13 protein-coding genes and 1 pseudogene are annotated in these 10545 nt (G+C 69.6%); 11 read left to right on the top strand and 3 right to left on the bottom strand.

Annotation, left to right across the window (positions count from 1 at the left end; translation table 11 throughout):
- From AB0L60_RS35420 to AB0L60_RS35400, 5 genes are all read left to right on the top strand, one after another.
- Positions 1–345, top strand: a 345-nt coding sequence (locus AB0L60_RS35420; RefSeq protein WP_364623437.1) for a biotin/lipoyl-containing protein, incomplete at its 5' end; no start/stop codon positions are given.
- A 90-nt stretch (positions 346–435) separates the two neighbouring features.
- On the top strand, positions 436–861 hold the full coding sequence (locus AB0L60_RS35415) for a DUF1707 domain-containing protein (protein ID WP_364623434.1): 426 nt from the start codon (positions 436–438) through the stop codon (positions 859–861).
- Positions 861–1205 carry a hypothetical protein gene (locus tag AB0L60_RS35410; protein WP_354830122.1) on the top strand — a complete coding sequence of 115 codons (345 nt, stop codon included), beginning with the start codon at positions 861–863 and terminating at the stop codon, positions 1203–1205. The genes AB0L60_RS35415 and AB0L60_RS35410 overlap by 1 nt, the downstream gene beginning before the upstream one ends.
- A 256-nt stretch (positions 1206–1461) precedes the next feature.
- A complete protein-coding gene (locus AB0L60_RS35405) occupies positions 1462–1794 on the top strand; it encodes a hypothetical protein (RefSeq protein WP_364623431.1) in 333 nt (110 codons plus the stop codon).
- An 87-nt stretch (positions 1795–1881) separates the two neighbouring features.
- On the top strand, positions 1882–2682 hold the full coding sequence (locus tag AB0L60_RS35400; RefSeq protein WP_364623428.1) for a biotin--[acetyl-CoA-carboxylase] ligase: 801 nt from the start codon (positions 1882–1884) through the stop codon (positions 2680–2682).
- 60 nt (positions 2683–2742) lie between these two features.
- On the opposite strand, the gene AB0L60_RS35395 is transcribed toward AB0L60_RS35400, so the two are convergent.
- Positions 2743–4155, bottom strand: coding sequence for a protein kinase (locus AB0L60_RS35395; RefSeq protein WP_364623426.1), 1413 nt, complete (start codon positions 4153–4155; stop codon positions 2743–2745).
- A 125-nt stretch (positions 4156–4280) separates the two neighbouring features.
- Positions 4281–4652: pseudogene (locus tag AB0L60_RS35390) on the bottom strand (acyl-ACP desaturase); the annotation flags it as partial.
- Between the two features lie 82 nt (positions 4653–4734).
- Here AB0L60_RS35390 and AB0L60_RS35385 point away from each other — a divergent pair.
- The 6 genes from AB0L60_RS35385 to AB0L60_RS35360 all read left to right on the top strand — a co-directional run bounded on the left by AB0L60_RS35385 (position 4735) and on the right by AB0L60_RS35360 (position 9904).
- Positions 4735–5280 carry a PH domain-containing protein gene (locus AB0L60_RS35385; protein ID WP_364623423.1) on the top strand — a complete coding sequence of 182 codons (546 nt, stop codon included), beginning with the start codon at positions 4735–4737 and terminating at the stop codon, positions 5278–5280.
- Between the two features lie 9 nt (positions 5281–5289).
- Entirely contained in the window at positions 5290–5967 is a 678-nt protein-coding gene (locus tag AB0L60_RS35380; protein ID WP_354830111.1) for a response regulator transcription factor, read from the top strand.
- A gap of 82 nt (positions 5968–6049) precedes the next feature.
- The gene (locus tag AB0L60_RS35375) at positions 6050–7360 is read left to right on the top strand and encodes a HAMP domain-containing sensor histidine kinase (protein WP_364623418.1); all 1311 of its coding nucleotides are present in this window, start codon (positions 6050–6052) and stop codon (positions 7358–7360) included.
- A gap of 113 nt (positions 7361–7473) precedes the next feature.
- On the top strand, positions 7474–7854 hold the full coding sequence (locus AB0L60_RS35370; RefSeq protein WP_364623415.1) for a hypothetical protein: 381 nt from the start codon (positions 7474–7476) through the stop codon (positions 7852–7854).
- 38 nt (positions 7855–7892) lie between these two features.
- Positions 7893–8585, top strand: coding sequence for a response regulator transcription factor (locus AB0L60_RS35365; protein WP_364623412.1), 693 nt, complete (start codon positions 7893–7895; stop codon positions 8583–8585).
- The gene (locus AB0L60_RS35360) at positions 8582–9904 is read left to right on the top strand and encodes an ATP-binding protein (RefSeq protein ID WP_364623409.1); all 1323 of its coding nucleotides are present in this window, start codon (positions 8582–8584) and stop codon (positions 9902–9904) included. Before AB0L60_RS35365 ends, AB0L60_RS35360 begins: the two co-directional genes overlap by 4 nt.
- Here AB0L60_RS35360 and AB0L60_RS35355 read toward each other — a convergent pair.
- Positions 9870–10439: a GtrA family protein gene (locus tag AB0L60_RS35355; protein ID WP_364623406.1), complete on the bottom strand. Its 570-nt coding sequence runs from the start codon at positions 10437–10439 to the stop codon at positions 9870–9872. The genes AB0L60_RS35360 and AB0L60_RS35355 overlap by 35 nt on opposite strands.
- Between the last annotated feature and the right edge of the window lie 106 nt (positions 10440–10545).

The raw sequence follows: 10545 nt of genomic DNA, 5'->3' as shown, positions 1-10545 counted from the left end.
CGTCGCCTGGAAGTGTCGCTGCCGGGCCAGTTCTCGGTCGGCACGGCCGCTTCCGGCAATGGCGTGGGTGGTGCGGTGCGCAAGAAGCCCAAGCCGCGCAAGCGCGGTGGCGCGGGCGCCGGTGCCGCCTCCGGTGACGCCGTGACCGCCCCGATGCAGGGCACCGTCGTCAAGGTCGCGGTCGAAGAGGGTCAGTCCGTCGAGGCGGGCGACCTGGTGGTCGTGCTCGAGGCCATGAAGATGGAGAACCCGGTCACCGCCCACAAGGCCGGTGTCATCACGGGTCTCTCGGTGGAGGCGGGCGCCGCCATCACCCAGGGCACCGTTTTGGCCGAGATCAAGTAGCGCAACACAATTCGCATGAATTAGCGCAACGCACGTCGCCGAGTGGCCGCTCACCTGCAGGTGGGCGGCCACTCGCGCTAATGTCATGGCATGGCTGAACCACCCGAGATCCGTATTGGCACCGCCGAGCGTGAGGACGCGATGAAGCGGCTGTCCGATCATTTCGCGGCGGGGCGGCTCAGCGTCGCGGAGTTCGACGAGCGCAGTGGGGTCGTGGCCGCAGCCCTGACGCGCGGTGACCTCGAGCGGGTCTTCACCGATCTGCCGGAGCCGGTGGCGGAGAAGAGCGTTCCGGCGGAACGGGAGTCGCGGTTCGGTGCGCACTGGCGTGATCGGGTGATGCCGGTCGTCCCGATCATCGCGTTGATCCTGTTCTTCGTGACCCACCAGTGGTGGATGTTCCTGTTGATCCCGCTGGCGGGCGCGGCGCTGTACGGCGGCCGCAATCCGGGGCAGCGGCGGGAGCACCGGGAGCGCCGGCGGCAGCGGCGACTGGATCGGGGATCGGAGGACTGATGGAGCCCATCGAGATCAATGCGGGCAGTTGGTATCTGCGTGCCCTGCGCGCGGACGAGCGCATCGACGACCGGCCCGCCCTGGCCGACGCCGGCATCACCGAGCCCGGCTATGTGGCCCGGCGCAGCGCCGAATGGGCTGAGGAGACCCACTTCTCATGGGCGGTGTGCATCCCCACGACCGCGGAGATGGTCGCCGAGATCGGTGTGCGGCCCAATGCCGACGGCACCGCGACCGTGACCGGCTGGGCCCGTGCGGGATACGACGCCGCGCTGGCGGACGGCCTGGTGACCGTGCGCCGATTCACCGCGGGCGCCCTCGGCCTGGAACCGGTCGACGCCTGAATCCGAGCCGCCGGACCCGTCCCGCTGTCCGGTCCGGACACTGATCTTCGTCGTGAAAGTCCTTATCTACCAGCCTTGATGCCGTCCGCACCCGAAAAAACCGGTCGTGCTCGGCCCCGGTCGTGGGTCACTCTGGAGTCGCATCCGAAACCGACGACCTGGGGAGGCGGTTATGTGGAGCTGGAGTGAACACCAAGCAGATCGGGCAGCGGCGGCATCGTTCACCGCGTGGCGGATCCGTGATCCGGAGCCGGCAGTGACCGATCCGGCATTCAGTGAAACCTCGGACGACGACGGCGCGAGCGGCGGCGGGCGGCTCGCCCCGCTCGCGGGCGACGGCCGTAGTGGGGGTGGCGGCGAATTGACGGGGGACGCCGCCGCCCCTGCGTACGCGGAGATGCCGTGTGCGGGTCGGGTGATGCCGGTCCCGGGCACCCCGGTGGCGGGCGCGGGCACCCCGGTACTCGTGTCCGCCGCCGCCGAGTCCGACGCGGCCGAGCCTGCGCGCGAGGACATTTCCGAGCATGTGCTCACGGGCCTGTTCGAGGCCCTCGCGGGCATGTTGCAGGCGGTGTCCACGCCGCGGTAGCGCGCCGGGCGAGAAGGGGCGGGTCCGATCCGGACCCGCCCCTTGTCGTTGCCGTGTGGATGCGGGCGGGGGAGTAGCGTGCGGTGCATGGACAGGTCGCCGCTGGATGTTGACGTGCTGGGCCGGAGTGTTGCCGAGGTGCCCGAGCTGGGTTTCTTCTCGGCCGTCGAGGTGGTCGAGTCGACCGGGTCGACCAATGCGGATCTGGTTGCGCGGGCCGCGGATTCGAGTGCCGATCGGCTGGTGCTGATCGCCGAGTCGCAGGAGCACGGCCGCGGCCGCCACGACCGGCGGTGGGTGAGCCCCGCGCGGGCGCAGATCGCCATGTCGCTGCTGGTGCGGGTGCGCGGGATCGATCCCGCCGTGCTGGGCTGGCTGCCGCTGCTGACCGGCGTGGCCGTGGTGGACGCGGTGCGCGCGGTGGGCGGGCTGAAGGCGGTGCTCAAGTGGCCCAATGACGTGCTGGTGGACGACCGCAAGCTGGCCGGGATCCTGGCCGAGATCGCCGCCGCGGGTGCGGACCCGGCGGTGGTGGTAGGGGTCGGGCTGAACGTGTCCCTCACCGAGGCCGAACTGCCTGTCCCGCACGCCACGTCCCTGCTGCTGGCCGGGGCTCCCGAGATCGATCGCACGGTGCTGGTGCAGGCGATGCTGCGCGAGTTCGCCCGCCGCTTCACCGCCTGGGAGGGGTCCGGCTGGGATATCGCCGAGCTGTCCGCGGCCTATCGCGAACGGTGTGCCACCCTCGGCGCGCAGGTACGCGCGGAGCTACCCGGCGGGGAGGTTCTCACCGGAATTGCCACGGGCATCGACGAATACGGCAGGCTGCTGATCGGCGATAGCGCCGTCTCGGCGGGCGATGTCACCCACCTGCGCGCCGAGTACTGACAGAAACGCCTTTCCCGCAACCTGATTCGCGCCGGTCCCCGAACAGGTTCGGCGCGCGGGCTATTGGCTGTTCTGTCCGTGCGGGCGGCCGCCGTGGCGGTTGCCGCCGGCGGGCCCGGGAAAGCCCGGAAGGGTGAAGCCGGGAGCGGGAAGACCGGGACCGGGGATCTCGAGTCCGGGCAGCCGCGGGGCGTCGATGGTCGGCGGTTCGGCGGGGGCCAGTGTGTCGTCCGGCGTCGGTGTGACGGATTCGGCCGCGGGGTCCTCGGGAGGTTTGATCGTCGACTCGGTGGTCGGTGGAAGCGCCTCCTGGACGGCAACTTTCGTGGTCGGTACGGCCGAGGTCCGGGCGCGTTGCTCGGGTTCCGCGGCCCGGCTCGTGAACAACGCGGCGCCGATCGCGATGGCGGTGGCGGCGGCCGCGAAGCCCGCGGCGGCGAGCAGTCGTTGCCGGGTCCAGCGGCGAGCGGGCAGACCCAGATCGGCTTCCTTGGACAGTGCGACGGTCTGAACATCCATTCCGGCCGGGATTCCCGCGCCGGGCGCCGGGCGCGGGAGGGCGGTGGTGCGGGCGTCGGTGCCGGCCGGGTTCGGGATGGCCACGGTCACCTGCGCCTCGGGACCGGGCTCGGCCGGTACGGCGGGCGCGGTGAGGGCGGCCTTGGCGGCGGCAGCGAATTCGCCTGCGGTGGAATACCGTTCGCCGGGTTTCTTGGCCAGGGCGCGCAGGACGACGGCGTCGAGGGCGGCCGGAACGGCCGCGTCGATGGTGGACGGCGGCTTGGGTGCGAGGTCGAGGTGGGCGCGCATGAGCTGCGCCGGATTACGTACCCGGAAGGGCCGCTGCCCGGTGAGGCATTCGTAGAGGACGCAGCCCAGGGAGTAGATGTCGGAGCTCGGTGAGGCGGCGCCCTCGAAGCGTTCCGGCGCCATGTAGGCGGGGGTGCCGACCAGCATGCCGGTCTGGGTGATGGCGCTCTGGCCGTCCTGCAGGGCGGTGCCGAAGTCGATGAGGTAGGCGACGTCGTCGGGGGCGACGATGATGTTCTGCGGCTTGACGTCCCGGTGGATCAGCCCGGCGGCGTGGGCGTCGTCGAGCGCGGAGGCGATCTGGGAGATGAGGTCCACGGCCGACTCCGCGGCCATCGGGCCCTCCCATTCGAGCAGGGCCTCGATATCGAGGCCGTCCACGAATTCCGAATCGATGTACAGCCGGCCCTCGAGTTCGCCGTAGCTGTGCACGGGCACCACGTGTGGTCCGTGCAGCAGTGCGGCGGCCCGGGCCTCCCGCTCGAAGCGCCGCCGGTATTCGGGATCGGAGGTCAGGATTGGTGCCAGCACTTTGAGCGCGACGGTGCGATCCGCCACGGTGTCGTGCGCACGCCACACTTCCGCCGACCCACCGCTGCCGAGCAGTTCGTCGAGGCGGTATCGGCCCAGGTAGCCATCCCCCAACGGATTTCCTCTCGTCACACTGGGGGACACCTTAGCGAACCGAATTTATTTCAATCGCACACAACGTCCCCCCGGTGTCAGACCGTTTGCTATTCGTCGCGGGCGGCTTCCCGGGCGGGCATGCGGTCGCGGTGTTCCTCCGCCACCGGATCCACACCACGGGTGACCACCAGGTAGTCCCGCATGACGATGCCGTGCCGGTTCTCCTCGGCGGTCCAACGGCCCACCCAGGCGCCGTCCTGGGAGAAGTTCTCGGCGATCTCGCGGTGGTACGAGGGCAGATTGTCCTCGATGAGCAGATTGGTGATCATCGAGATCTTGGCGGCCTCGGTCAGCCGCGACTGCGCGGGATCTCAGTCCTTGCCGCCCATGGGGGCGAAATTGCGGCCCTGCTCCCACGGCACGTAATCCTGCGGGTGCCATTCCTCGGCCATCGAAAGATGCCGATTCAGATTCGCCTCGGCGACCGGTTCGAGCTCGCGAAGTATCTGGAACTGCGTATCGTGCCTGCCGATGCTACCGGCAACCGCACGATTGTGGCCCGGCCCGCAGGTCGCCGTGCGGCCTTCCGGCATCCGGCCGCGATAGGGTTTCGGCATGGGTTATCCGGAGGAGGCATTGGCGCCCGAAGAGGTGCTGCTGCTGCACCGCCATCCGCACTGGAAGATGTTGTTCTGGCCCGCCGTGACTTTCATCCTGATCACCGCGTTGGCCGGATTCGCCGCGGGGGTGACGGCGCGCAATACGGGCGGCACCCTCCAGACCGGTTTGCTGCTCGCCATTCTGGCGCTGTGGCTGGGGATCGTGGTGTGGCGCAGTCTCGCTCCGCTGATCCGGTGGAAGTCGACGCATTTCATCGTGACCGATCGGCGGGTGCTGATCCGGCAGGGCGTGCTCACCCACACCGGCATCGACATTCCGATGAACCGGATCTCGAATGTGCAGTTCCGCCATGGGTTGTTCGATCGCATGCTGGGTACCGGCACGCTGATCATCGGTTCGTCGTCGGAGGATCCGCTGGAGTACGACGACATTCCGCATGTGCAGCAGGTGCACGCGCTGCTGTATCACCAGGTCTTCGATGTGGTGCAGAACAATCCGAACGGTGGCGGCTTCTACGGATCCGCCGGGTCGTACCCGTAGTCTGGTGCCGTGACCGCAGTACTGCTGGCCGAAGACGACGAGGCCATCGCCGCCCCGCTGTCGCGGGCGCTGGGCCGTGAAGGCTATTCGGTGACCGTGGAGAGCTACGGTCCCGCCGTGCTCGAACGGGCCCTGGAGGGTGGTCACGACCTGCTGATCCTGGATCTCGGCCTGCCCGGTATGGACGGGCTCGAGGTGTGCCGTCAGGTGCGGGCGCGCGGCGCCGAGCTGGCCGTGCTCATGCTCACCGCGCGCACCGACGAGGTGGACTTCGTGGTCGGCCTGGACGCCGGCGCGGACGACTATGTGGGCAAGCCGTTCCGGCTGGCCGAGCTGCTGGCCCGGGTGCGGGCGTTGTTGCGCCGCAGCGGAATCGGGGACGAGGCCGTGGAGGTGGGCGGCATCCGGCTGGAGCCGGCCGCGCGGCGGGTGCTGGTGAACGGCATCGAGGTGAACCTGGCGAACAAGGAGTACGAGCTGCTGAAGGTGCTCATCGACCGGGCCGGGCAGGTGGTCTCGCGCGAGATGATCCTGCGCGAGGTGTGGGGTGACGCCGATCTGCGCGGCTCCAAGACCCTGGACATGCACATGTCGTGGCTGCGCCGCAAGATCGGCGACGAGGGGCCGGTGGCCGAGCGGCGTATCGTGACCGTCCGCGGCGTAGGCTTCCGGTTCAATACCGACTAGCCGCTCAGTTCGAAATCCTATTGTTGTGCTGTTCCGCGCGCGTCCGAACCCCGAAAACCCGGCGAAGCGAGGCATCTCGACGATGAGACGCAGGATCCTGCTGTCCATGGTGGCCGCCTTGACCCTCACCACTCTGGTTCTCGGTGTGCCGCTGGCGTTCACGGCCTGGAAGTGGGTCGAGGACATCAATCGCAACGAACTGCGCAACCGGCTCGACGGCATCTCCGAGGAGGTGACGCGGCAGGAGCGCGACGGCGTGGTGTACGGCGAGCTGGACACCAAGGCGGTGCGGCTGCTGATCCCTGCCAACGGCAAGCTGACCATCATCTATCCGACGCCGACCGAGCCCAACAAGAAGGTCGACATCGGCGCGGACACGGTGCGCGATCCGCTCTCGGAGTCCTGGTCGATGGGCACCGACGGCTCGCTGCGGCTGGAAGTGCCCTCGGCCCCAATGCATTCCATGCAGCGGCAGGCGCTCGGCGCGGTCTTGGGCCTGGTGCTCATCTCGCTGGGCGCGGGCATCGCGGTGGCGGTGGTGACCGCGCGCCGGGTGGCCGACCCGCTGCGGGACGTGGCGGCCCGCGCGGCACGGCTGGCCATGGGCGACTTCCGCGCCGATCCGCGCCGCCACGGCATCACCGAACTGGACCGGGTGTCCGACGTCCTGGATTCGGCCACAGTGGAAATCGCGGGCCGGCTGCAGCGCGAGCACGCCCTGGTCGCCGATGTCTCGCATCAGCTCCGCAGCCGGCTCACCGCCGTGCGCCTGCGCCTGGACGAGCTGTCCGCGCACGCCGATCCGGCGGTGGTGCACGAGGCGGAAGAGGCCATGGCGCAGGTGGATCGGCTCACCGAGGCCATCGACGAACTGGTGCGCGCTTCCCGCGACGAGGGCGCGGCCGAGCGCGATCCGCTGCCGGTGGTGGCCGAATTGCGCAGTGTCGTCGCGGAATGGCGGCATCCCTTCGCCGAGGCCGGGCGCAAGCTGGTGCTGCTCGGCGACCCGACTCTCAAAGCGCCCGTGACGGGTTCACGCCTGCGCGAGGCGCTCGCGGTGCTGGTCGACAATGCGCTCATGCACGGCGGCGGCACCTGTACGGTGTCGGTGCGCACGGTGACGGGCCGCATGGACGATCACGAGCCGCTGGTGGTTGTCGAGGTCGCCGACGAGGGCGACGGCGTGCGAGATGAACTGGCGCCGCATATCTTCGATCGCGGCTTCTCGGCGGCGGGCTCCACCGGCGTCGGGCTGGCCCTGGCCCGCGCGCTGATCGAAGCCGACGGCGGGCGACTGGAACTCCAGCGTCGCCGCCCCGCCCTGTTCGCCGTGTTCCTCGGCTCCTCGGGGGTGGCGTCGCGGCCGATCGCGGTCGGCACCGAGCCGCGCTGATCTTCTATCCGTTCTCTAACCGTTCGTTAGCCGGTCCTGAGAATCCGCTTCCTACCTTTGGATTCGTCAACCGGAGCCGGCGCACGATCGCCGGTGAGAGAACAGGAGACGCCATGCCGATCTTCACCGTCCGCCGCACCGTGACCGCTGCGGTCCTCGGGACCGCCGCCCTCGGGGCGCTGGCGCTGCCCGTGGTGGCGCAGGCCGCGACGCCGTATTCGATTGCGGGACTGTCGGATACGGGCAGTAGCGAGCCCGCCGCCCCGGCCGCCCCCACCGGGCCGGGCGTGCTGATCGTCAAGGATCGCGACGGCAATGTGACTGTGCGCCAGGCCGAGCCGGGTGTGCCGCCCGGCCCGGACGCCGTGCCGGCTCTCCCGTTGCAGCCGGGCCTGCCGGCGCCCAGCGTGGTGACCGTCCAGCCGGGCGATCCGGGCGTGGCGATCCCGCCCGGCAAACCGTCGCAGACCATCGTGGTGAACCCGGGTCGCTGAGGCTCCACTCTCAGCTCGCGTCAGTATCGTCTGATCTTGTGACGGGTCCCCGGATTCTGATTGTGGACGACGATGTCAGGGTGCTGTCGTCGGTGGCGCGGGGGCTCCGGATGTCGGGTTTCGACGTCGAAACCGCGGCAGACGGGGCCGCCGCGCTCCGCCAGATCGCCGCGTATGCCCCGCAGGCCATGCTGCTCGACCTGAACATGCCGAATCTGGATGGCGTGCAGGTCGTCACGGCCCTGCGCTCGCTGGGCAACGACATCCCGATCTGCGTGCTCAGCGCCCGGGCGGAGGTCACCGATCGCATCGACGCCCTGGAGGCCGGGGCCGACGACTACCTCACCAAGCCCTTCGACCTGGGCGAGCTGGTGGCCCGGCTGCGCGCCATGCTGCGCCGCGCGCCCGCCCCGGCCCACGTCACCGACGATCACATCACCGTGGGCCCGCTGACCATCGCACCCGGAGCGCGGCGCGCATGGGTTGACGGCACCCCCCTCGACCTCACCAAACGCGAATTCGATCTGCTCGCCGCGCTGGCCGCGGCGCCGGGGCAGGTCTTCTCCCGCGCCCAGCTCCTCGACCGGGTCTGGGGCTACGACTTCGAAACCCAGACCAAGGTGGTCGATGTGTTCGTCTCCTACCTCCGCCGCAAGATCGAGGCCGCCGGATCCCCGCGGCTCGTGCACACCGTCCGCGGCGTCGGCTTCGTACTGCGGACCGAGCCGTGACCAGGCTGTCGCGACGGCCGGTGTCGCTGCGCGCCCGGGTCGCGCTGGCGAGCGCCGCGACGGCCGCGGTGGTGGTCGCCGCCATGTCGGTGGTGCTGTTCGCGTTCGCGCCGGACGACGCGGCGAATCAGGTCGGCCGGGTGGTCAGCGCGATCGCGCTGACCCCCGCCCAGCCACTACCCGGCCGGTCGCTGCCGGAACCCGTGCTGCCGAGTCTCCCCGTGCCCGGCGGCCCGGCTGCTCCCGAGTCGGGCCTGCCCGTCGTCACGAAGCCCGGGGTGCTCATCGTGCGCGGCGAGCCGGGCAGTCCGGAGCCGGAGTACTCGCGCACGGTGGCGCTCGACGGCCACCCGGTGGCGGTGACCGTGCCGACCGGCGTGGCCTCGGATTCGGCTGCGCAGCAGCGGATCCGGATCGTGCTCATCGGACTGGCCGCGGTGCTGCTGGCGGCGGTGCTGGGCTGGTATTTCGCGCATCGGGCGGTGGTCCCGCTGCGGCGGCTGACCGCGGCGACGGCCGGGCTGGGCGAGGGGCTGGCCCTGCGGACCCCGCGTCGTCCGGTGGCCAGCGAGACGACGGAATTGGCCGAGGCCATGAACACCATGCTGGGGCGCATCGCGACCGAGCGCCGGCACACCGGCGAAGCACTGGTCACGGCACGCGATTTCGCCGCCACCGCCGCGCATGAGCTGCGCACGCCCCTGACGGCCATGCGCACCGACCTGCAGGTGCTGCGGTCCATGCCGCTGTCGGATGCCGAACGTGCGGAGATTCTCGACGAGATCCTGAGTGCGCAGAGTTCGGTCGAGGCCACCCTGCAGGCCCTGGAACGGCTGGCGGTGGGCGATCTGGCCACCGAATCCGATCGGGAGGATCTGGAACTCGGACAGCTCATCGATCAGGTGGTGGATGACGCCCGGCGCTCGAATCCCGGCGTGCTCATCGACACCGAGGCGGTGGAGCCCATCGTGCTGCGCGGGCTGGCCGCGGGGCTGCGTTCGATCGTCGACAATGCGGTGACCAATGCCGTCCGGCACGGCGGGGCGCGGCGCATCGAGATCGCGACGCGGCGCGACGACGATCACGTCGTCCTCACCGTCGACGACGACGGTCGCGGCATCCCGGCACCGGATCGGGAGCGCGTCTTCGAACGGTTCTACCGGGCGAGCACGACGCCGGGCAGCGGTCTGGGTCTGGCCCTGGTCGCGCAGCAGTCCCGCTTACACGGCGGTGCCGCGACCATCGGGGAAAGTCCTGCGGGCGGCGTGCGCCTGACCGTCACCCTCAGCTGTGACCCAGCTGCTCCTCGTTCTCGGTGACGAGATCTTCGGCCTCGTTGACGAGGTCCTCGAATTCGGTTTGCAGTTCCTGCATTTCGTCGGGGAACACCCACCGCTTCATGGCCCAGAATCGGAATGCCATTTGCAGCAGGTTGCCGATGATGAAGGCGCTGAAGAAGTCGGCGATGTTCTCGACGGTGAAACTCACATTGGGCTGCCGGAGGTCGAACACGTAGCTCGACACCCACAGCGGCAGCGCGGCGAGTCCGACGCCGATTCCGCTGACCAGGAAGAACAGCAGCGCTTCGTGGTGCTTCTCGCGCCCACCGCGCTTGTCGAAGGTCCATTCCCGGTTGAGGATGTAGGACACGATGACCGCGATGGTGCCCGACATTATGCGGGCCACGGTCGGCTTGGTGTCCATGATCGTCCATTTGAGGACGTAGAAAATGCCCAGGTCGATGACGAACGTGGTCGCACCGACTATCGCGAACTTGAGTAGTTCGTAATGGCGGTCCGCGAGGGCCCGCAGAGGGGTGGGCAGGCGGTTGACCACTTTGTCGACAAATGACACGGAGCGAGTCTACGTCTCTGACCCACACGTTGTCCGGCCGGTACAAATCGGGGCAGATACCTGTCGTGCGACCCGCGGGTCAGTAGCCGGTGGGTGTCATGACAAC

This window comes from Nocardia sp. NPDC051981 (assembly GCF_040680715.1).
Lineage (GTDB): Bacteria > Actinomycetota > Actinomycetes > Mycobacteriales > Mycobacteriaceae > Nocardia.
The sequence above is the reverse complement of the archived record's forward strand: the minus strand, read 5'-3'. Positions and strand labels throughout refer to the sequence as shown.

What these genes read in the sequence shown, in the direction of transcription:
- AB0L60_RS35400 (WP_364623428.1), top strand. Translation starts at nt 1,882, where the DNA reads ATGGACAGGTCGCCGCTGGATGTTGACGTGCTGGGCCGGAGTGTTGCC.
- AB0L60_RS35415 (WP_364623434.1), top strand. Translation starts at nt 436, where the DNA reads ATGGCTGAACCACCCGAGATCCGTATTGGCACCGCCGAGCGTGAGGAC.
- AB0L60_RS35385 (WP_364623423.1), top strand. Translation starts at nt 4,735, where the DNA reads ATGGGTTATCCGGAGGAGGCATTGGCGCCCGAAGAGGTGCTGCTGCTG.
- AB0L60_RS35370 (WP_364623415.1), top strand. Translation starts at nt 7,474, where the DNA reads ATGCCGATCTTCACCGTCCGCCGCACCGTGACCGCTGCGGTCCTCGGG.
- AB0L60_RS35410 (WP_354830122.1), top strand. Translation starts at nt 861, where the DNA reads ATGGAGCCCATCGAGATCAATGCGGGCAGTTGGTATCTGCGTGCCCTG.
- AB0L60_RS35375 (WP_364623418.1), top strand. Translation starts at nt 6,050, where the DNA reads ATGAGACGCAGGATCCTGCTGTCCATGGTGGCCGCCTTGACCCTCACC.